Source organism: Gemmatimonadaceae bacterium (assembly GCA_019752115.1).
GTDB lineage: Bacteria > Gemmatimonadota > Gemmatimonadetes > Gemmatimonadales > Gemmatimonadaceae > Gemmatimonas.
Genome location: JAIEMN010000019.1, coordinates 29507 through 50535, shown reverse-complemented (window position 1 = coordinate 50535; position 21029 = coordinate 29507). Strand labels below are relative to the sequence as shown.

Here is a 21029-nt window from a genome sequence, read left to right as displayed (position 1 = left end):
TACCTGTGGTGGGGAGGCTCGCCCAAGCTATCAACTCGCGGGAGACCTGACCAGATTGACAGCATGTTCGCTCCCCTCGTTGCCCCCCGTCGCCTCGTGGCGACGCTGGCGGCGTGCGCGGCCCCGTTCTGGCTGGCCAGCTGCCGCCCCGCGACCCCCGATCTGGACCCCCGCATGGTGTCGGAGTGGGTCCACGCCCTGTACGGTACCATCCGCGTGGAACGCCTTTCGCCGCCGGTGGCCTCGCGCCTCGCGGCGTACGCCAGCATGGCCCTGTACGCCGGCACGGCGGCGGCCCATCCGGCGCTCACCCCGCTGCACACGGTGGTGACGGGGCTCGCGCCGCTCCCGGCGCCGGCGGCCCCAGGCGATGTCGACCCCACGCTGGTGGCGGTGGCCGCCGAGCGGATGGTTCTGGATTCCCTGCTGCGGGAAGCACTCCCCACCACGCGCACGGCCCTCAGGCGCCTGGCGGACTCGCTGCGGACCGCGCGCACTGCCCAAGGGGTGAGCGACGCGATTGCGGCCCGGTCCGATTCGCTTGGGCGGGCCATTGGGGGGGCGCTCGTGGCGTACAGCCGCACCGATCACTTCTCCGAGACGCGGACGATGGTCTATGCACCGGCCACCGGGGATTCGCTCTGGATCAACGATGCGCCGGCGACGCTCTATGCCACCACGCAGACGTCGGCGGTGAGTGAAGTCATCCAGCTCGACAACCCGGCCAACCAGCAGCGCACCGCCAACACCAGCGACCGCAGCCTCATCCTGAGCCGGCCGAAGACCGTGGGCGGGAAGACGCTGCCGGCCGCGAACATCGCCGGCATCACCGAGCCCTTCTGGGGGCAGCTCCGCAGCTTCGTGAATACCGACACGGGGACCTGCCCGAGTGGGCCGGCTCCCGATTACGGCACCGACAGCACCGCGCGCCTCTACTGGGAGAACGCGAACACCTATCGCATCACGCAGGCGCGTACGCCGGAACAGAAGGAGATCGCGTACTACTGGGCCGACAATGCCGGTGAGACGGGCACCCCCGTGGGGCACTGGCTGTCGATCGCCGCGCAGATGATCAGTGAACGGCATCTCGACGGGGATGCGGCGGTGCGGCTCGTGATGGGCACGGCGCTCGCGCAGGCCGACGCCTTCATCGCTGCGTGGCGCGTGAAGTTCGCCACCATGACGCTCCGGCCGCGCACCTTCATTCGTCGGCATATCGATCCGACGTGGGAGCCGCTCATCCCCACGCCGCCATTCCCCGAATTTCCCTCCGGCCACTCCACGCAATCCGGCGCGGCCTCGGCGGCGATCACCGCCCTCATTGGCGCCGGCCCCTTCAGCGACAGCACGAGCATTTCGATCGGGCACGCGGTGCGCCACTTCCCGAGCTTCCTCGCGGCGAGTGAAGAGGCCGGGCAGTCGCGCATTTACGCCGGGCTGCATTACGCGTGGAGCAACGAAGCCGGTCTCCGCATGGGGCGCTGCATCGGCGCGGCCGTGGCCGCCCGCCTGGGCGCGAAGGCTGCCCCGTGAGGAACCTGTCTCGCGCGGTACGGCTCGCCGCGTTGGCGACGGCCGTGCTCACCACCGCTTGCCGTGGCCGCAAGGATGGCGAGTGGACCACCGAAGGCGCCGCGCGGTGGCAGCCGCTCACCGTGGCCAAGGGCAAGCCGGGCTTCACCGCCATGGCGCCCCGCAGCACGGGGATTCGCTTTCAGAACACCGCGAGCGAAAAGATTCTGCTCAACAACCGCCAGCTCGGCCAGGGCGGCGGCGTCTCGCTGGGTGATGTGGATGGCGACGGGCTGCCCGATGTCTTTCTCGCCCGCACTGACGGCTGCAGCGCGCTCTATCGCAACACCGGCAACTGGAGCTTCGAGGACATCACGAAGTTCGCACGCGTGGGCGCCTGTGACCGCCACGCGACCGGCTCGGCGTTTGCCGATATCGACGGAGATGGTGATCTCGACCTGATCGTGGTGGCCACCACCGGCCCGAACGCGATCTATGTGAACGATGGTCAGGGGCGCTTTACCGAGCACCGCGATTTCGGGATCGATACCGTGGGGCGCGGGGCGACGACGATCACCATGGCCGACGTGAAGGGGGATGGACGGCTGTCGCTGTTCATCGCGAACTACAAGCCGTACAACGTCGACGATACGATTCCGCCGCAGCAGCGCGCGTTCAGTCAGATGGTGCGCGAGATCGCGCCCAAGCAGTACGAGATTGTGCAGGATCATCGCAAGGACTACAAGCTCGTGCAGCGCGCCGACATGGGCGGCCTGCGCATGACACAGCGCGCCGAGCCCGACGAGTTCTACGAGAACGATGGCACCGGGCACTTCACCCGGGTGCCGATGGCGTCGGCCCGCTTTCGCACGCCGAGTGGTGCGCCCAATACCGAGGAGTTCGAATCGTTCGGCTTGTCGGCCCGCTTTGCCGATTTCAACGGCGACGGCGCGCCCGATCTCTACGTGGCCAACGACTTCGAAGATCTCGATCAGCTCTGGTGGAACGACGGCGCCGGCAACTTCCAGCTGGCCGACTGGCGCGCGCTGCGGCAGATGAGCAACTCGTCGATGGGGAACGATATCGCCGACATCAACGGCGACGGGCGCTTCGATCTGTTCGTGACCGACATGCTGGCGAACGATCCGACGCGGCTCAAGACCCAGCTCCCCACGCACACCGCCCTTCCCAAAAAGGTCGGCGAGATGGAGCTGCCGCTGCAGCAGCAGCGCAATTCGCTCTTTCTCAATCGCGGCGACGGCACCTTCGCGGAGCTTGCGCACGCGGCCGGTGTGGCGGCGAGCGGCTGGAGCTGGGGCACCCTCTTTCTGGATGTCGATCTCGATGGGTGGCCGGATCTCCTGGTGGCCAATGGGCACCTGTGGGATGTGATGGATGCCGATGTGCAGGAGAAGCTGCAGAACCGTCTCACGGATGTGCCGTATCAGCGCATCCGCTGGCAGTTCCCGCGCCTCGCGCTGCGCAATGTGGCGTTCCGCAACAACGGCGATCTCACCTTTGCCGACGCCAGCAGCGCGTGGCGCTTCGGCACCGACGCCGACATCTCGCACGGCATGGCCAGCGCCGATCTCGATGGTGACGGTGATCTCGACGTGGTAATCAATCGGCTCGATGCCCCAGCGCTGGTGCTGCGCAACGATGCCACGGCGCCGCGTCTCGCGGTGCGCCTCGTGGGTGACGCGCCCAACACCAGGGCCGTGGGTGCGCGCCTCACCCTGCGCGTGAACGGCCTGCCGGTGCAGACGCGCGAAATCAGTGTGGGCGGGCTCTATCTCTCGCACAGCGACTACACGCAGAGCTTTGCGATGGGCGCCGGCAGCGAGGGCACGCTTGAGATTCAGTGGCGTGACGGGCGGCGCACGGTGGTCGAGCATGTGAAGCCGAACCGCTTGTATGAAGTCACCCAGAAGGGTGCGCCACCGGCGGCCGCGGCGCGCGTGGCCGAGCAGGTACCCGCCGATTCGGTGCTCTTCGAGGACGCCACCGCGCAGTTGGGTGGGCATGTCCACACCGAGAACGGGTTCGACGACTGGGATCGACAGTTCCTGCTCGTGAACGCGCTGTCGCAGCTCGGTCCCGGCGTGTCGTGGCATGACATTGACCGCGACGGCGACGACGACCTCATCGTGGGCACCGGGAAGGGCGGGCACGTTGGGATCTTCCGCAACGACAAGGGGCGCCTCGCGCCGATGCCGCCGAGTGGACCGGTCGCGAATGCCGACTATACCAGCGTGCTGGCGATGACCGAGCGTGGGCGCACATCGCTCCTGGCGGGTGTGGCCACGTGGGAGTTCCGCGATGAGGCGCTGATGCGCGCGCAGCCGGCGGCGGTGCGCCTCGATGTCTCCGGCGGGCGGCTCTCGACCAACGCCGCACCCGCTGTCGGGTCACACGCGTCCAGTACGGGTCCGCTCGCGCTGGGCGATGTCGATGGCGATGGCGCGCTCGATCTCTTTGTGGGCTCGCGAGCCGTACCGATGGCGTATCCGGTGCCGGCCTCGTCGGGTCTCTTCCGCAACGTGAATGGCGCGTTCGTGGTGGACACCACCAACATGCCGGTGCTGCGCGAGATCGGTCTCGTGTCGAGTGCGCTCTTCGCGGATGTGAACGGCGATGGCGCCGATGATCTGGTGCTCGCGCGCGATTGGGGGAGCCTGGTGCTGTTGCTCAACGACGGCCATGGTCGGCTCACGCCCGCGCCCAGTGCATGGGGGCTCGAGGCGTACACGAGCGAATGGAACGGTCTCGCCAGCGGCGACCTGGATGGCGACGGCCGCCTCGATCTGGTGGCCACGAGCTGGGGGCGCAACACGAGCTTTCACGTGAGCGAGCAGGCGCCGCTGAGTGTGACGTTCGGGCCGTTCGGCGCCGGTGGGGAGATCGAGTTACTGCTGGCCCAGCAGGACGGGGCCAGTGCGCTGCGCCCGCTGGCGAGCTGGGCGCGGGTTCGGATGGCGGTGAAGGGGGCGACCGATCGGATCACGAGCTTTGCGGCCTATGCGACGGCGACCGTGCCAACGGTGCTCGGGCCCGACGCGGCGAACACGCGCGCACTCAGCATTCGCTCGCTCGATCATCTGCTGTTCCTCAATCGCGGCGATCACTTCGAAGCGCGGCCGTTGCCGGCGGAGGCGCAGTGGGCGCCGTCGTTCACGCCAGCCATTGCCGACTTCGATGGGGACGGCGCCGAAGATCTGTTCCTGTCGCAGAACTTCTTCCCCACGGTGGTGGGCGTGCCGCGCCACGACGAAGGGCGCAGCCTGCTGTTGCGCGGCGATGGCAAGGGCGGCCTGCTCCCGATGGCCGGTCAGCGCTCGGGACTCGTCGTGTATGGCGACCAGCGCGGCGCGGCCTACACCGATATGAACGGCGACGGACGGCTCGATCTGGCCGTGTCGCAGAATGGTGCGGCGACGCGCTTCTTCCTCAATCGCGGTGCCAGGCCCGGGTTGCGGGTACGCGTGCAGGGGCCGGCGAGCAATCCGGATGGCATCGGCACGCAGCTGCGTGTGGTGTATGGCGACATGCAGGGGCCGGTGCGCGAGGTGCAGGCGTCGTCGGGCTTCCTGTCGCAGAACGGCGCCGTGCAGCTCTTCGGTCTCACGCGCACACCGACCGCGGTGTGGGTGCGCTTCCCGGGAGGCAAGACGACCACCGTGCCGGTCGCCGCGGAGCAGCGCGAGGTGGTGGTGCGGTACTGACCCGCGCCACCGCCGGTGCGCGATCGTGTTACTTGCTCTTCGAGTTGGGCACGCGCGTCCAGATCACGATCGTGCCGCAGGGCGTGGTCTGCGCGCCAATGGTCTGGAACTCGATCGGAAGCGTCGACAGGTACGGATAGAGTTCGATCGCCTGCACGGTGTTGGCGAGAATCTCGTCCACTTCCATGCCGGGTGCGCGCGCGCCATCGAGATAGACGTTGGGCTGGCACTGCCCGCCGCGCGACCCGGTGAAGGCGGCGAAGCGCACGCGCCCGCGCACCACCTGCACGCCTTTGCGGGTGCGCAGCACCTCGCTCAGCTTCTGTTCGCCGCGTTCGGCAATGTCCGCGCGCGTGAGGTACTGCCCCAGCTTGAGCCGCCGCCGCTCCTCGAAGCCGCGAATGCCGCCGGCGCGCGTGCTGTACTCGTCGGTCACGGTCACCTCGGCGAGCGTGTTGATCGACGACTCGAGCTGCACCACCACGGTGTCCCACATGCCGTCGCGCGCGGTGATGAACGCGTCGATTGGCTCGAAGCCCACGCGCTTGATGCTGATGCTGGCCGTGTCGAGCTGCTTGGTGAGCAGCGCAAAGGCGCCGCGCAGATCGGTGAGGACTTTCTGGCCGTGCACCTCCACCGTCACCCCTTCGATGGGGCCACCTTTGGCATCGCGGACATAGCCGACCATCTGCCGGCGGCCGGCCGGTACCGGTGATTGCGCGGCCAGCGGCCGGGCGCTGGTCAACAGCGTGCCGGTGACCACCGCGCTCGTCACGAGGGCGAACGCGAGGCGGCCAACGGCGGCACCGGCGGGGCGGGGGGACCTCATACCACGCAAATTGGGGAGGATGGGAGGTGGGCTCAAGAGCGTCGCGGTGGGTTTCGCGTGGCGTTCGTGTGGACGGCGCGACAGTTTCTCCTATGCCCGAGACACCGCGATTCCCGGCGGCCGCCCTGCTGGCCACCTGTCTGCTCGCCCGTGCGCCCCTGCTCCCGGCACAGGACGCCCAGTACATGCCGCCCAAGGGGTGGCCGTCCAGCCCCAAGCAGTACGACTGCCAGAAGACCGAAACCGACCGTCTCGTCGTCATGCGCGACGGGAAGCGGATGGCGACGGACCTGTATCGGCCGGTCCGGAACGGCGTGCCGCTTTCCGAGAAGCTGCCGGTCCTGCTCAACCGCACGCCGTACAACAAGGAATCGCTGACGCTGCAGGCCACCTTCTACTGCGAACGCGGCTACGTCGTCGCGCTGCAGGATACGCGCGGCCGATACAAATCGGAGGGCGAGTTCAGCAAGGTGCAGCCGATCGATGCGACCGATGGCTACGACACCATCGAGTGGCTCGCGAAGCAGCCCTATGCGAACGGTAAGGTGGGGATGTTCGGCACATCGTTCGCCGCGCATGAAGAAGCCGGCGCGGCCCAGTATCGGCCGCCCGCGCTTGCCTCGCTGCTGATCAACATGGGCGGCATGTCGAATGGCTGGGATCATGGCGTGCGCTATCGTGGCACCTACGAAATGGGGCGCCAGCTCACATGGGCCTGGAGCCAGTTGCTCGCCGATGCGCGCACGCCCGACGTGAAGGCGTTGCTCACGAAGGAGAAGGTGGAGGACTGGTACGGCGTGCAGCCGTTCCGTCGCGGCCTCAACCCGCTCTCCGTTGCTCCACAGTACGAGGCGTGGTACCTCGACTTCTTCGAACACGCCGACTACGACGCGTTCTGGAAGGATCCGATGCTCGCGTGGAACGAGCATTACCGTGAGACCGCCGATGTCCCCATGCTGCATGTGGGCGGCTGGTACGACATCTTCCTCGCCGGCACCTTCGAAAACTTCAGCGCGCTGCGCGCACTCAAGAAGACGCCGCAACGCATTCTGGTGGGGCCGTGGACGCACCACGGCAACACGCGCCCCTACGCCGGCGATGTCGCGTTCGGCGACAGCGCGGCGATCCCGGATTTCGAAGCCGACTACACCGTCCGCTGGTTCGACTACACGCTCAAGGACGCCAAGGCCGGCGCCCGCGACGACGCGGCGGTGCGTCTCTTCGTGATGGGCACCGGCGACGGCCGCAAGGATGCGAACGGCCGACTCATGCACGGCGGCTACTGGCGTAATGCGAATGAGTGGCCCCTGGCCGGCACGAAGTTCCAGCCGTGGTACTTCCACGCCGACGGCTCCCTGTCACCCCGGAAGCCCACCGCGGCGGCGTCGCACACCACCTACACCTTCGACCCGCGCCATCCGGTCCCCACCATCGGCGGCGGATCATCGGCGCGTCTCAAGGACGGCGCCTACAACCAGCGCGAGGATCCGCGCTTCCCGCCCTCGCAGGCGCCGTGGCTGCCGCTCCGCACCCGCTCGGATGTGGTGGTCTTCCAGACCGAGCCGCTCACCGAGGACATGACGATCATCGGCCCGATCACGGTGACGCTCTACGCCTCCGCCAGCACGGTCGATGCCGACTTCACCGCCAAGCTCGTGGACGTGTATCCGTCGAGTGTCGATTGGCCTGGTGGATTCGATCTCAATCTCACCGACGCCATCATCCGCGGTCGCTATCGGGCCACGCGCGAACGCGCCGTGCTGCTCCAGCCGGGCAAGGTGTACGAGTTCACGATCAAGCCGTTCCCCACGGCCAACGTCTTCAAGAAGGGGCACCGCATCCGGGTGGATATCTCGAGCAGCAACTTCCCGCGCTTTGATGTCAATCCGAACACCGGCGAACCATTGGGCAAGAACCGCCGCATGATCCCGACGAACATCGCCGTGCAGCATTCGGCGGCGTATCCGTCGCACATCGTGCTGCCGCTCGCACCGGCCCGCTGAGCGATGCTGACCTTCCTGGCCTATGGCCTGGTCGTCACGTTCATGACGCTCATCATGACGCGACGCCTCTCGCCGCTCACGGCGTTGATTGTGGTGCCGGTCGTGTTCGGGCTCCTCGCTGGCTTTGCGCCCGAGCTCGGTGCGATGATGGTGGCCGGCGTGACCAAGCTCGCGCCCACCGGCGTCATGCTCATGTTCGCGATTCTGTATTTCGCGATCATGCTCGACGCCGGCCTCTTCGAACCGTTCGTCAGCCGGCTGGTGGCCCTCGTGCACGGCGACCCGGTCAAGGTCGTGGTCGGATCGGCCGTGCTGGCGCTGCTCGTCTCGCTCGACGGTGACGGCTCGACCACGTACATGATCACCACAGCGGCCATGATGCCGCTCTACCGTTCACTGCGGTTGCGCCCAGCGGTGCTCGCCGGCGTCACGATGCTCGCGAGCGGCGTCATGAACCTGCTCCCCTGGGGCGGCCCCACGGCCCGCGCCGCCAGTGCGCTGGCCATCGATGTGGGGCAGGTCTTCACGCCGATGATTCCGGCGATGGCAGTAGGGGTGCTGGGCATCCTGTTCCTCGCGTATCGACTGGGGGTCGCCGAGCGCGTGCGGCTCGCGGCGCACGCGGGCGCTGTGGATATCACCACCGACGAGGGCGGCCTCGCGATGGATGACGAAGACCGGTCGCATCGCCGCCCCGATCGCCTCGTGGTGAACGCGCTGCTCACCGCGGTCCTGCTGGTCGCGCTGGTGATGGCGGTGCTGCCGTTACCGGTGCTCTTCATGCTCGGCTTCGCGATCGCGTTGCTGCTCAACTATCCCTCGATCGCCGAACAGAAGGCGCTGCTCACACGCCACGCGGCCAACGTCCTGGCGGTGGTGGGGCTGATCTTTGCCGCCGGGGTATTCACCGGCATCCTGAGCGGCACCAAGATGGTGGACGCGATCGCCGAGAGCGTCGTGCATCTGGTGCCACCGGCCCTCGGGCCATACCTCGCGATCGTGACGGGTGTGCTCAGCATCCCATTCACGTTCTTCATCTCGAACGACGCGTTCTACTTTGGCGTGCTGCCGGTGCTGGCGAAGGCCGGTGCCACCTATGGCATCACGGCCGCCGAAATGGCCCGGGCCTCACTCATCGGTCAGCCGGTGCATCTCCTCAGCCCGCTCGTGCCGTCCACGTTTTTGCTGGTAGGGCTGGTGGGCATCGACTTCGATCAGCATCAGCGCTTTACGCTACGCTTCGCGCTCATCGTGTCGCTGGTGCTCCTCGCGGCGGCCTTGCTGATCGGTATCGTGCCGTTTGCGGGGCATGCCGGGTGAGCCTTGAGTTTTGGGCCGGGTCTGGTGTTGGGATCAAATAGGATTTGTGGAGGATTGGGGGGATCACCGAAACAGCATGTGGGGATCTCGCGGATGCTTGGGATTGCTCCGAGCGATCCGCGAGATCCGTGGAATCCTGTGAAATCCTTAAATGCTGTTTCGGTGATCCACTAAATCCCTCACCGATCCGCGCCATCCCCCGACAGTCGGCGGAGGCCCCCACGCATCCACGCCAGCTATCCGAGTCGCTTCGGCGAGGCGATGGAGAGACCCGCCAGCCGTTCGACGATGGTGAGCGCCCGCGCGGTGGCGCCGCGCTCGGCTTCGACGAGGTCGCGGCCCAGGCGCCCGGCGCGGCGCCAGGCGCCGCCGTCGCTGAGCCAGGCGTAGAGGTCGTCGGCGAGCGTGGCGGCGTCGGGGCGCGACCGGGCCGCGCCGGCGGCGAGCAGCAGGCCGGCCTCGCGGCTCATCTGGTGTCCGGGGCCAAAGAGGACCGGGACGCCGAACGCGGCCGGCTCGATGACCGAGTGGAGCCCGGCCGCATGAAAGCCACCGCCCACGAAGGCCGCGTTGGCCATGGCATAGAGATCGCCGAGGACGCCGACGCGGTCCACCAGCACGACGTCGGCGGTATCGATGGCGCCGCGCTGCTCGATCGCCGTGAGGCGCGACAGTGTGAGCCCCTCCGCTGCGGCCCACGATTCGATGGGGGCGCAGTGCGCGGCGGTGGGCTCGTGCGGGGCAATGATGAGGCGCGCGTCGGGCAGCCGCGCGCGCAGCGCACGCCAGGCCGGCAGCAGCACGGCTTCGTCGGCGGGCCACGTGGAGCCCGCCACGAGCGTGGGGCGTACCGAGGTGAGCAGCGACAGCGGCGCGCGCGTGCGATCGGCCCGCGCGGCGCGCTCGTGCACCTGATCGAAGCGGGTGTCGCCCATCACCTCGATGACCTCGGGACGTACCCCCAAGTCCACGAGGCGTGCTGCATGGTCGGGATCGATGGCGCCGACCGCGTCGAGCGCGCGATAGGCGTCGTGCAGCAGCCACCGCGACATGGCCCCGCGGCGTCCCGAGGCGGCACTGAGCGTGGCGCTGAGCAGGGCCACGGGAATGCGACGCACCTTCGCGCGGTGGACCAGCACGGGCCATACATCGAGCTTCACGAACACCAGCGCGGCCGGACGCAGCGCGTCGAGCAGGCGATCGGCCGCGTCCTCCGTGTCGAAGGGCAGATAGCCGGAGACGTCGGCCGCGATCGACCGGGCGAACGACTCGGCGCTGGGCGAAAAGAACGAGTACGCCTGCTGCACGGTCGGATGCGCGGCGCGCAGTGCCTGCGCGACCGGCCGAGCCTGCAGCCCTTCGCCAACCGAGGGCGCGTGGAACCACACCAGTGGGGCGTGCGTGGTGCGCACGCGCGCGGCGTCGCGTTCCCAGCGTGTCAGCAGGCCCCGTCGCGCGCGCAGCGAGCGGGCGACCTTGTGATCGGAGGCCGGCGCGATCCAGCTGGCCGCTCGTGCGGCGGCCATGCCTCCCGCGTAGGCGAGGCGGACCAGCGAGTTCAGGGCGCCTTCCGCTTCTTGGCGCGCATCACGAGAGCCGTATCGATCGCCTTGCGGAAGTCCGCATAGGGCAAGGCGCCCTGCACGAGGAACTCGCCGATGATGAACGAGGGCGTGCTCTGCACGCCCGACTGCGTCGCCTGCTGAATGTCGTTGTTGACCAGCGCGCGCACCGCATTGCCCTTGCGGCAGGTCGCGAACGCGGCGGCGTTCAGCTTGAGGTCGGTGGCGATGCGGGTGAGCAGCGGCTCCACACTCTCCATCGCCCCCACGGTGGGCTGAGCCGCAAACAGCGCCTCGCTATACGGCCAGAACTTCCCCTGCGCACTGGCACACATCGCCGCCTCGGCTTCGACGCGGGCGTGCTTGTGAATGGACGAGAGCGGCAGGTGGAGATACGCGAAGTGAATCTTCCCCGGCGCGATGTAGTCGCGCTCGAGCCGCTTCATCGACGAGTCGTGCCACTGCTTGCAGTACGGGCACTGGAAGTCGCTGATCATCACGACCCACATCGCCGTGTCGGGTCCCTGCACGCGGCCGCGATCGGCGTTCGCCACCGTCGCCGAATCGATGCCGGTGTCGGGGGCCGCGTTCGGCATCGGGACCACGCTCGCTGCCACCGTCGTCGCCGGCTTTCCGGCCGCACTCGCCGACCGGGCGCTGTCGGCCGTCCCGGAGGACGCGGATCCGCCCTTGCTGCAGGCGGCGACCACGGCGGGCAGGACAACCAGGACCATGGCGGTGGCGAGGCGAACGGCGCGTCGAAACATGTCGAGCAGGGTAGAAGTGGGAAGGGAGGCCAGACCGGCCCCACGGAGAAGCCTACACGGTCGCCGCCCGACCCGCATCCGTCCCACGGGTGGCATGCCGAAACACGCTGCCGCACGCCCCCGTAGTGCCTCTACCTTACAGTCGTGTTCGACTCAGTGCGCCATACTCTCTGCGGGGGGACCACCCTGCGTTCCGTGGTTCGGTGGATGCTGGGGCTGCTGCTGGTGGCAGCGCCTGCGGCGTGGCCGCTCATGGCCCAAAGCGGGTCGGCCCTGCCGCAGCCGGTGGGCTATGTGAACGACTTCGCCGGCGTCCTGTCGCCCGAGGCGTCGGCGCGCATTGGCGCGCTTGCGCAGCAGGTGCAGGCGGCCACGCGTGGCGACATGGTCGTCGTCACGCTTCCCGATCTCGGCGGGCGCCCGGTCGAAGAGGTCACCCTGCGGCTCGGGCGCGAGTGGAAGGTCGGCGCCGACGCCAAGATCGGCGATCAGGCGCGCAATGCCGGGGTCATCATCCTGTTGGTGCCCAAGGAGACGTCCACCGACGGCCGCGGGCATTGCCGCATCGAAACGGGGCAGGGGGCGGAAGGCTTCATCACCGATGCCACCTCCGGGTCGATCTGTCGTGCCGCCACCCCGCTCTTCCAGGCGCGCCAGTATTCGGCCGCGCTGGTGCAGATCAGCGAAGCGGTCGCGGCGCGCTATGCCGAAGCGTTCGGGGTCACGCTGGACGGAGCGCCGCCGGTGGCGCGCGGTCGAGGTCGTGAATCGCCAGTGCGCATTCCGTGGGCGCTCATCTTCTTCGTGCTGTTCATCGTGATCAGTTCCATGGGGCGCCGCCGCCGGGGCTGTGTGGGATGCATCCCGATTCCGATTGGCGGTCCGGTCATTCGCACCGGCAGCTGGTCGGGTGGCAGCGGGTGGTCGGGAGGGGATTTCGGCGGCTCCAGTGGCGGGTTTGGCGGATTCGGTGGCGGTGGCGGCTTCAGCGGAGGTGGCGGTGGCTCAGACTGGTAGCGACAAGTCCATGACGCTCGATGAACTCGTGCGCCAGCTGCGTGCGGCGTACGGTGAGCAACTCGAGGCCATCGTGCTCTACGGCTCGGCGGCGCGTGGCGAGGAGGTGCAGGGGCAGTCCGACCTCAACGTCATGGTCATCGCCCGGGCGCTGCACATCGACACGCTGCGCGCACTCGGGCAGACCATGCGGGCGTGGCAGGAGGCGGGGCATCCGCCGGTGCTCACGTTCACGGCCGCCGAGTGGCGTGCCAGTGCCGACATCTTCCCCATGGAGTATGCCGACATCCTCGAACAGCACCGCGTGCTGGCCGGGACGCTGCCGCTCGAGGGCATTCAGGTGTCCACGCAGGACCTGCGGTTGCAGCTCGAACAGGAAGCGATGGGCAAGCTGCTCCGCTTCCGGCGCAGCGTGATGCTGGTGGGGAGCGATCATGCCCGCCAGCTGGAGCTGCTGCGCGCCAGTGCGAGCACGCTGCTGGTGATTTTTCGGGCGGTGCTGCGCCTCCACGGCGAGGTGCCACCGCGCGATGCGGATGCCGTACTGCAGGCGGTCGCCCGCCGTACGGGGTTGGACCCGTCGCCTTTCCAGAAGGGCGCGGCGTTGCGCCGTGGTGCCACCCTGGAGCCTCGCGAGACCGATGTGGTACTCGCCGGGATCCTCGGGGGTATGACCACGTTGGTGTCGTATCTCGATCACTTCGCGCCGACCGTTCCGGCGGCCGCTGTCGTTTCTCCCCCGGTTCAATCCTGAGGAAATTCTTGCCATGTCGACCCGTCTGTCCACGTTGCGCCGACGCACCGCTGTCCTGTGGCTCGCCCTGCCGCTGACACTCGGCGCCTGCGGCTACAACTCAATCCAGTCGTACGACGAGCAGGCGCAGCAGGCCAAGCAGAACATCGATGCCCAGCTCCAGCGCCGTGCGGATCTGATCCCGAATCTGGTGAACACCGTGAAGGGCTTTGCCGCCCAGGAAGAGAAGGTGCTCACCGAGGTCACGCAGGCGCGCGCCGGTCTCGTAGGCGCGCTCCAGCGTCCGGGGGGCTCCGATCCGGCCGAGCTGGCGAATGCCAATCAGCAGCTCACCGGCGCGCTTGGGCGGCTGACGGTGGCGGTCGAGGCGTATCCGCAGCTCAAGTCGAACGAGAACTTCCTCAAGCTGCAGGATGAGCTCACGGGCACGGAAAATCGCATTGCCGTCTCGCGGACCGATTACAACACGGCGGTGCGGCAGTACAACGAGTACATCCGCAAGTTCCCGCAGGTGCTCACCGCCAAGGTGACCGGTGCCAAGCCGCGTACGTACTTCGAGGTGACCGACGCCGCCTCGCGCGCGGCGCCGACGGTCAACTTCGACAAGAAGTAAGCGGCGCCAACGGCCGAGGCCCCGTGTGGAACACCCACACGGGGCCTCGTCGCGTTTCCGGCATTACATGCGATTCTTTTCGTAAAGCAGATTGCGCGGGGCCACCCGCCATTCGTACCAGCGCGCGACCGGTTGCCCGTTGTTGACCGCGGGGTCGCTGCGGAAGCTGCGGATCTTGGCTCGCACCTTGGCGCCGATCAGATCGTTGCCGTCATTGAGCGTGTCGGCATCCACGCCGTTGTAGGTGACGGATTCCGTGCCGTTGGTGAAGAGCAGGCGGGCGTTGAAGGCCTCGACGTTGGAGGCCACCACCGCACCGACCGGTTGCCCGAGGCTGTTCAAACTGCTGGCGCGCATCAGCTGATTGGTCCCGGCGTCGCGGTAGTACATGATCACGTTGAGCTTCTGGATCGTGGTTCCGGATCGCATCAGCAGCAGGCTGTCGAGCCCCGACGGCCGATTCACCAGCCGATTCACCGGCAGGAACTGAATGCGGAACAGATTCCCGGCGCCGTTCTGCACGCTGGTGAGGAGCAGGAGCCGGCGGGTGTTCGCGACCTGCAGTCGCACCAGATCGCCGGCGGCGAGGGCGTACGTGCCCCCCACCTTCTGAAAGTCGATGCAGGTCGCGCCACAGGTGCCGCCCGCCGGGTAGGTGGGCAGGGTATCCCCGTCGTTGTAGATCGGGTAGACGGGCGCTTCCGCCGGCTGGTACGGCACACTCAGCACGGAGAGCGTATCGCCGTTCGTGTCCATGCTGGCGAAGACGGGCGTGCTGGTCAGCGCGATCCCCGCCTCCTGCACGTCGCGCGCGATCGAGAGCCCTACGAAGCGGGCGTCCCGATCAACGGTCTCCCGCACGGTCCAGCCGCGCCGCGTCTGCCAGCTCTGCACGGCGAACGCCGTGGCGCTGCTCACGACGACCATGGCGAGCGTGAGGGAGATCAGCACTTCGGTGAGCGAGAAGCCGCGACGGCGGCGAGTGGCAGCGGGTCGCATCAGGACGCTCCGTTGAGGCCGTTGCCCCGGAAGACCGACGTGGTCAGCAGCAGCGGGGTCGTGGCACGTGGGTAGTCCACGCGGACTTCCACGCGCACCAGGTTCTGCCGCGTGGTGGTGACGGTGAGCGAGCGGGTATAGGCGCCCGACGCCGACGCGGTACCATCGGCATTGAGCCGCACCGGCGATTCCGATTGCAGCAGCCACGGATCGCGCGTGCGCACCTGCTCGATGTAGGCGCGGGCGATGGCAATCGCATTGGTGCGATTCTGCGCCAGCGTCTGCAGCTTGACCGTGTTGGCGTTCGCCGTGGCCAGCGAGGAGAGCCCCGCGGCCAGCAGCACGATCGCCACCACCATGGCAAAGAGGGTGAAGCCGGCGCGCGACCGACGGGTCCGCGAGGCGCGTGAACGATGAGCGAAGCGGATCATTGCCACTGTCCGTTGCGATAGGTCCACAAACGCGCGTTGCCGGAGGCCGAGACCGACACCGCCACCACTGCGGTGGGGTCCACCGTGCTGCGCAGATACACGACGCCGCGGCCAGTCACCGGGGTGACGAGGCCCCGCGCGTCGAAGTGCAGCTGACGGCCGGGAAAAGTGCGATCGCCGCCGTCTGCGTTGTCGGGCACCGCGGGCGCCGAACCGCGGCCATAGGCCACGCGTGGCGGCAGATCGCGCTCGCCAAAGGCGCGGAGCGCCTGCCACTCGGCGGCAGACTCGGCGAACTGGCCGTCGCCATCGGTGTCGAGATATCCGCCGTACTTGCTCGGAAAGTCGAAGCAGATGCGCACCATCTGCCGTGTGGTCAGCGCACGCGTGCGGGCGACATCGATGTCCTGGGCGAGCTGCATCCCCGCCAGCTGCACTTCCATGGCGCGCGAGAGCCGCATGCGCGGCGCGACGATGCCGAAGACGATGCCCACAATGGCCATCACCACGATCAGTTCGATCGTGGTGAAGCCGCGACGGAGACGGTGCCGGGTTGGCATCAGTAGAGCGGCCGGAACGCCGTTTGGAGGACGGTGCCCACCGAGGGTGTGCCCGGCGGCAGACGTTCGGGGAAGCGGAAGTTCACGTCGAAACTCCATTGGCGTGTCGGCGGCGAGTAGTAGCCCGCCGCCGCGTACCCGACGTTGGCGGTATTGCCCCAGAGGCCGGTGGCGAAGCGGCTCCGGTAGAGGGACACGAGCGAGCCGGTGTAGCGGAAGACCACGGCGTTCCAGTTCTCCAGGAAGCGCGGCAGGTTCTCGAGCCCGCCGCCGTAGGCAGGCGAACTGCATCCGGCTCGGGCGTAGTCACAGGACGTGGCGGAGTGCCCGATCAACAGCGCGGCGTTGACCGTTGTGGCGCGCGCCGTGTTCTGGTCCATCACCTGCTGGTTCACATCGCACCACCCCGCGCTGGTGCTCGTGCACCGGGTCGCGGACGGCCACGACGTGCGCGCGTCCATGTTGGGATTGGGCGGGGTGGAGAGGAAAGTGATCGCATCGCCCAGAATGGCCGCCGGTCGCCAGACCGTCGTGTTGTAGTCACCCAGCACGTACACCGGCCGTTCGGTCGTGATCGTCAGTCCGCCGGTATCGGCGGCGGTGCGCGACGCGGGCAACCGGGCGCCCTGGCGCAGACGCACGGCGACGTAGTCGCTGTTGGCGCTCACGTTGGTGTTGATCACGTTCACGTAGATGATGCGCGGCGAGCGGGTCGCCGGCGCCGAATCGCTCCAGAGGCGGAGCGAGTCCATGTGAATGTCGATCAGATCGGGGCGCAGATCCTCGCGCCCTTCGTAGAACGCGTTGACGCGCGGCTTGAAGATGCGCCGGCACGCGGCCGTACTCGGCACCTCGAGGCCGGGGGCGCGCACCTGCGCAATGGAATCACAGAAGGCGGTCTTCATGGCGTTGGTATCGGCCATGTCGAACACGCGCGCGTTCACTGTGAGATACCAGTCGGCCTTCCACGCCATCTTCACATCCTGCACCATGGCGTTGTCGCCGGCGCTGCGCGGCAGGACAAGCGTGACCGGCGGCATGTTCGTGGGGAGCGGCAGCTTGAGCGGCTTGACGCCGTAGCTGTGGTTCATGAGTCGCCCGTTGAACTTCTGCTCGCTCTTGGTCTTGAACGACGCGCCCGGATCGCTTCGGTCGTCGAAGTCGAGCAGTACGGCGGTACCACTCGCGTTGTTGATACGCACGCCGCCCAGACGCTCGTTGCGGTCCTTGCGCTGCCACATCACACTGTCCGGCGTCGTGATGTTGCTCTGGAAGGTCGCGCTGTTCGACGAGAGGTAGAGACTGCCGTTGGTGTGCACCCATCCGGTGAACGTCATCGGCTGACCGGGCAGGATCTCGAGGTCGTCCTCGTAGAACACACCGAACTGAAAGAGCGGGATGGTCTGCGCATTCACCGACAGCACGGACTTCGCCTTGTTCCCCGACGAGTCGCGCGCGGTGACGGTGATATCGATCGGCTGATTGAGCGAATAGAGGCCGGCGAACGGGCCCGACGAAATCGTCCGCGACACCGGCACGCCGGTGGTCTGCGTGGTCTGCGACATCCGGTAGCCGGGGACGTTCGGCGTGGTGATCGAGGCGATATCGCTGCCGTCGATGATGCCGTCCTGCATCGCCGCATCGAGTTGCGACATGATGTCGTCGGCACCGCCTTCGGAAGCGTAACCGGCACGCGCGCCCTTGTAGTCGGCATCGGACGTACGCGCCATCGTGGTCACCGCCGACAGGCCGGCGAGGACCACCACGGAGAACATCACGAGCATCAGGAGCACGACTTCGAGCGCAAAGCCGGCGCGGCGCCGGCGTGGCCGCTCATCCCGGGGGACAGACACGGTCGACCTCGTCGAGTGAAGACTTCATCACTCAAACGATCGAGGCTTCATGAAGATATATTTAGAATGAACGCCCCTTCATACATTGAAACGAAACAGGGGCCCGGTGTGACGGGCCCCTGGTCGCGTCAGGCCTTGGCGCCGCCCTCGGCGACCGGGCGGGGAAAGAGCCCCTCCCCCTTCGTCACCTTCCAGCCGGTCGGGTCGAGGGCCGGCAGCGCGTCGAATCGATGGCCGCCGGCGCTCCCGGGCGCCCCCAGCTGCTGCCAGACCGCCTCGACCTTGGTGGGCATGAACGGCGCCAGGAGCACCGTCTGCCGCGCGATCCGCCGGATCAGCGAGGCGAGGATCGTGGCCAGCTCGTCGCGGCGCGCCGGGTCCTTGGCCACCGCCCAGGGGGCCGTGGCGGCGGTGAATTCGTTCGCCCGCTGCGTCATGCGGTAGACGGCGGTCAACCCGTCGTGGAGCAGGTAGCCCTGTTCGCCATGCATGGCGGCATGGTACGCGGCCAGGTCGGTGTCGTCCTCCGCCTCTTCGGCCGGGCGCGTCGCGGCGGGGACCACGCCATCGAAGTACTTCTCAACCATCGCCATCGCGCGGCTGGCGAGGTTGCCGTACGCATTGGCCAGATCGCTCGTATAGCGCTCTTCAAAGCGCTCCCACGAAAAGTTGCCGTCGCCATCGAACGGCACTTCGCGCAGGAGCACATACCGGAACGCATCGGCCCCAAACCGATCGATGGCCTCGCCCAGATCGAGCTTCACGCCCGCGCTCTTGGAGAAGCGTTCGCCGCCGAGCTGCACAAAACCGTGTGCCCACACCTGCTTGGGGAGCGGCAGCTCCGCCGCCTTGAGCATCGCGGGCCAGATCACCACATGAAAGCGGGTGATGTCCTTGCCCACGATGTGCAGATCGGCCGGCCAGCGCTGCTCGTACCCCGGCTCCGGGAAGCCCGTCGCCGTGAGGTAGTTGGGGAGCGCGTCGAACCACACGTACGTCCCCTGCGTCTCGCCATTCGACAGCGCCACCGGAAAGGGCACCGCCCAATCCAGGCGCGCTCGGGACGCCGAGATGTCCTCGAGCCCCTGCGCCAAGAGACCAAGGATCTCGTTGCGCCGGCTCTCCGGCTCGATGTACGACGGGTTCGTCGCCAACAGCTCCTGCAGGAAGCCCTGGTACTTCGAGAGCCGGAAGAACCAGTTCCGCTCCTCGACCTCCTCGAGCGTGCGCGTGGGATGCAGCACGCATTTGCCGTCGACGATATCGGCGTCCTGCTTGAACGCTTCGCAGCCGACACAGTACATGCCGGTGTACGAGCGCTCGTAGAAATCGTCGGGATTGCGCTCGAAGATCCGCTGGATCAGATGCTGGACCGCGCTCTTGTGATGGGCGTTCGTCGTGCGAATGAACTGATCGTACGAAATGCCCAGCCGGGCCCACATCGCCTGAAAGCGCGCCGCGATCGTGTCCGTGAACGCCTGCGGATCGACGCCGTCCTTGGCCGCCGTCTGCTGCACCTTCTGCCCGTGCTCATCCATGCCAATGAGCAGATGCACGTCATCGCCACACTGGCGGCGGTACCGGGCAATCACATCGGCGCCGATCTTCTCGAGCGCGTGCCCAAGATGCGGATCGCCGTTGGCGTAGTCGATGGCGGTGGTCAGGTAGAAGCGCATTTTCGGAATGTAGTGGGATGACATTGGAGAACCGAGATCGAGTTGGAGAGGCGAGGCGGAGCGATGAGCGCCGAACTCACCCCTCACGCTCATACTCCCACTCGCCTCTCGCCTCTCCAAGGCAACCCCTCACTCCTCATCACTCTCGCCCTCGTCGTCCTCCGCCCCCTCACCTTCCGCCCCCCCCTCCGCCTTCCGCCGCTCCTCCGCCGCCCGGAGCCGCCGCCCACCGCGCCGACCGCGCCGGCGCTTGCGCCGCGGGGCCTCGCCCGCCGTCGCATCCGTCGCGCTCTCGGATGCCGCATCCACGGGAGCCGACACGGAGCCCGTCGACGGCGCCGCCAACTCCGCCCGCACCACCGCGAACTCCTCGGTCATGCCGCTCACCAGTGGTTCGTCCACCGCCGGCCCCGCACGCGTCGGGACCGGCTCGTCGGAGACCGTAATGGCCTGACTGAGCGAGAACGTCTCGAACTCCATGGTGTCGAGCATCGACGCCACCTGCGGTTCGATACTCGCGGCGGTCGCGGCCTGCGGCACAGCGTATTCGGCCGTGGCGCCCATGGCCGCCGCGTCAAAGCCCTCGGTCTCCTGCTTCAGCTCCGCGAGTGCCACGACGCGCGTATCGCCCTCGGCGGTGCGCAGGGTGACGCGGTCATGGAAGATGTCGCAGCTGATCACCTTCTCTTCACCGCGCGACGTCTGCAGGATCTTCCCTTCCTTCGGGAAACGGCGGCGGCTCATCACGTAGAACTCATGCTCATAGCGCAGGCAGCACATCAGCCGCCCGCAGGCGCCCGAGATCTGCTGCGGGTTGAGCGACAGCTTCTGATCCTTCGCGACGCCGAGGTTGACCGGGCGCAGGTCGGGGAGCCAACTCGATGAGCAGTACTCGCGCCCGCAGCGCCCCACACCGGAGAGGCGCTTTGCTTCGTCGCGGACGCCGATCTGCTTGAGTTCGATGCGCGTGCGGAAGAGCGCCGCGAGGTCACGCACCAGCCCGCGGAAATCGACGCGCTTTTCCGCCGTGAAGTAGATCGTGAGCTTGCGCTTGTCCCACTGCCACTCGGCATCGGTGAGCTTCATGACGAGATGATTCGCCTTGACGCGCTCCATCGCCTGGCGGCGGGCGCTTTCATTCTCGGCGGTCAGCTCGCGATCCGCGGCTTCGTCCTCACGCGTCGCCAGACGCAACGCCTTGCGTGGCGGCGGCGCGGTGCCGCACCCATGCGCGCACCCCTTGCACCGCACTTCGGCGAGTTCGCCGGTGCTGTGCACCCGCCCGAAGTCTTCCCCGCGGTCGGCTTCGACGATGATGCCCGCGCGCAACGGCGGCGGCGTCTCACCGTCCCACGAGAAGAACTCCTTGCGATTGCCGCGGAACGCGACTTCGATGAGGTGCGCCACGGCG

The 21029-nt window shown here is 67.7% G+C and carries 16 protein-coding genes; 7 read left to right on the top strand and 9 right to left on the bottom strand.

What is annotated here, in order from left to right; translation table 11 throughout:
* The first annotated feature begins 63 nt into the window (after nt 1-63).
* Nucleotides 64-1533 carry a vanadium-dependent haloperoxidase gene (locus tag K2R93_08690; GenBank protein MBY0489905.1) on the top strand — a complete coding sequence of 490 codons (1470 nt, stop codon included), beginning with the start codon at nt 64-66 and terminating at the stop codon, nt 1531-1533.
* Nucleotides 1530-5234, top strand: coding sequence for an FG-GAP-like repeat-containing protein (locus K2R93_08685; protein ID MBY0489904.1), 3705 nt, complete (start codon nt 1530-1532; stop codon nt 5232-5234). Before K2R93_08690 ends, K2R93_08685 begins: the two co-directional genes overlap by 4 nt.
* Nucleotides 5235-5262: 28 nt before the next feature.
* Here the strand turns inward: K2R93_08685 and K2R93_08680 are convergent, their stop codons facing one another.
* Nucleotides 5263-6063, bottom strand: coding sequence for a carboxypeptidase-like regulatory domain-containing protein (locus tag K2R93_08680; GenBank protein MBY0489903.1), 801 nt, complete (start codon nt 6061-6063; stop codon nt 5263-5265).
* Nucleotides 6064-6155: 92 nt separating this feature from the next.
* Here K2R93_08680 and K2R93_08675 point away from each other — a divergent pair, with 92 nt between their 5' ends.
* Together K2R93_08675 and K2R93_08670 are read left to right on the top strand one after the other, a co-directional pair.
* Nucleotides 6156-8066, top strand: a complete 1911-nt coding sequence (locus tag K2R93_08675) for a CocE/NonD family hydrolase (GenBank protein ID MBY0489902.1) — start codon at nt 6156-6158, stop codon at nt 8064-8066.
* Nucleotides 8067-8069: 3 nt separating this feature from the next.
* Nucleotides 8070-9386: a citrate:proton symporter gene (locus tag K2R93_08670; GenBank protein ID MBY0489901.1), complete on the top strand. Its 1317-nt coding sequence runs from the start codon at nt 8070-8072 to the stop codon at nt 9384-9386.
* Nucleotides 9387-9622: 236 nt separating this feature from the next.
* On the opposite strand, the gene K2R93_08665 is transcribed toward K2R93_08670, so the two are convergent.
* A complete protein-coding gene (locus K2R93_08665) occupies nt 9623-10912 on the bottom strand; it encodes a hypothetical protein (protein MBY0489900.1) in 1290 nt (429 codons plus the stop codon).
* A 32-nt stretch (nt 10913-10944) separates the two neighbouring features.
* Nucleotides 10945-11715, bottom strand: coding sequence for a DsbA family protein (locus K2R93_08660; GenBank protein ID MBY0489899.1), 771 nt, complete (start codon nt 11713-11715; stop codon nt 10945-10947).
* Between the two features lie 195 nt (nt 11716-11910).
* On the opposite strand from K2R93_08660, the gene K2R93_08655 reads away from it, so the two are divergent.
* Genes K2R93_08655 through K2R93_08645 form a run of 3 tightly spaced genes read left to right on the top strand, consistent with a single transcriptional unit; the run spans nt 11911 to nt 14099 of the window.
* On the top strand, nt 11911-12732 hold the full coding sequence (locus tag K2R93_08655; protein MBY0489898.1) for a TPM domain-containing protein: 822 nt from the start codon (nt 11911-11913) through the stop codon (nt 12730-12732).
* Nucleotides 12716-13486: a nucleotidyltransferase domain-containing protein gene (locus K2R93_08650; GenBank protein MBY0489897.1), complete on the top strand. Its 771-nt coding sequence runs from the start codon at nt 12716-12718 to the stop codon at nt 13484-13486. The genes K2R93_08655 and K2R93_08650 overlap by 17 nt, the downstream gene beginning before the upstream one ends.
* 13 nt (nt 13487-13499) lie before the next feature.
* Nucleotides 13500-14099, top strand: a complete 600-nt coding sequence (locus K2R93_08645) for a LemA family protein (GenBank protein MBY0489896.1) — start codon at nt 13500-13502, stop codon at nt 14097-14099.
* Between the two features lie 63 nt (nt 14100-14162).
* Here K2R93_08645 and K2R93_08640 read toward each other — a convergent pair whose 3' ends face one another.
* The 6 genes from K2R93_08640 to K2R93_08615 all read right to left on the bottom strand — a co-directional run bounded on the left by K2R93_08640 (nt 14163) and on the right by K2R93_08615 (nt 21025).
* A complete protein-coding gene (locus K2R93_08640) occupies nt 14163-15098 on the bottom strand; it encodes a prepilin-type N-terminal cleavage/methylation domain-containing protein (GenBank protein MBY0489895.1) in 936 nt (311 codons plus the stop codon).
* Nucleotides 15098-15529, bottom strand: coding sequence for a hypothetical protein (locus K2R93_08635; GenBank protein MBY0489894.1), 432 nt, complete (start codon nt 15527-15529; stop codon nt 15098-15100). Before K2R93_08635 ends, K2R93_08640 begins: the two co-directional genes overlap by 1 nt.
* The gene (locus K2R93_08630) at nt 15526-16089 is read right to left on the bottom strand and encodes a GspH/FimT family pseudopilin (GenBank protein MBY0489893.1); all 564 of its coding nucleotides are present in this window, start codon (nt 16087-16089) and stop codon (nt 15526-15528) included. The genes K2R93_08635 and K2R93_08630 overlap by 4 nt, the downstream gene beginning before the upstream one ends.
* Nucleotides 16089-17942 carry a hypothetical protein gene (locus K2R93_08625; protein MBY0489892.1) on the bottom strand — a complete coding sequence of 618 codons (1854 nt, stop codon included), beginning with the start codon at nt 17940-17942 and terminating at the stop codon, nt 16089-16091. Before K2R93_08625 ends, K2R93_08630 begins: the two co-directional genes overlap by 1 nt.
* Nucleotides 17943-18070: 128 nt before the next feature.
* Entirely contained in the window at nt 18071-19618 is a 1548-nt protein-coding gene (gene metG / locus K2R93_08620) for a methionine--tRNA ligase (protein ID MBY0489891.1), read from the bottom strand.
* A gap of 129 nt (nt 19619-19747) precedes the next feature.
* Nucleotides 19748-21025 (bottom strand): hypothetical protein, encoded by a 1278-nt coding sequence (locus tag K2R93_08615; protein ID MBY0489890.1) that lies wholly within the window; start codon nt 21023-21025, stop codon nt 19748-19750.
* Nucleotides 21026-21029 lie beyond the last annotated feature (4 nt).

Bases quoted from the DNA above. Each gene is read 5' to 3' on its own strand.
- metG (MBY0489891.1), bottom strand. From the start codon at position 19,618: ATGCGCTTCTACCTGACCACCGCCATCGACTACGCCAACGGCGATCCG.
- K2R93_08670 (MBY0489901.1), top strand. From the start codon at position 8,070: ATGCTGACCTTCCTGGCCTATGGCCTGGTCGTCACGTTCATGACGCTC.
- K2R93_08690 (MBY0489905.1), top strand. From the start codon at position 64: ATGTTCGCTCCCCTCGTTGCCCCCCGTCGCCTCGTGGCGACGCTGGCG.
- K2R93_08675 (MBY0489902.1), top strand. From the start codon at position 6,156: ATGCCCGAGACACCGCGATTCCCGGCGGCCGCCCTGCTGGCCACCTGT.
- K2R93_08660 (MBY0489899.1), bottom strand. From the start codon at position 11,715: ATGTTTCGACGCGCCGTTCGCCTCGCCACCGCCATGGTCCTGGTTGTC.
- K2R93_08640 (MBY0489895.1), bottom strand. From the start codon at position 15,098: ATGCGACCCGCTGCCACTCGCCGCCGTCGCGGCTTCTCGCTCACCGAA.
- K2R93_08645 (MBY0489896.1), top strand. From the start codon at position 13,500: ATGTCGACCCGTCTGTCCACGTTGCGCCGACGCACCGCTGTCCTGTGG.
- K2R93_08665 (MBY0489900.1), bottom strand. From the start codon at position 10,912: ATGGCCGCCGCACGAGCGGCCAGCTGGATCGCGCCGGCCTCCGATCAC.
- K2R93_08630 (MBY0489893.1), bottom strand. From the start codon at position 16,089: ATGCCAACCCGGCACCGTCTCCGTCGCGGCTTCACCACGATCGAACTG.
- K2R93_08635 (MBY0489894.1), bottom strand. From the start codon at position 15,529: ATGATCCGCTTCGCTCATCGTTCACGCGCCTCGCGGACCCGTCGGTCG.
- K2R93_08680 (MBY0489903.1), bottom strand. From the start codon at position 6,063: ATGAGGTCCCCCCGCCCCGCCGGTGCCGCCGTTGGCCGCCTCGCGTTC.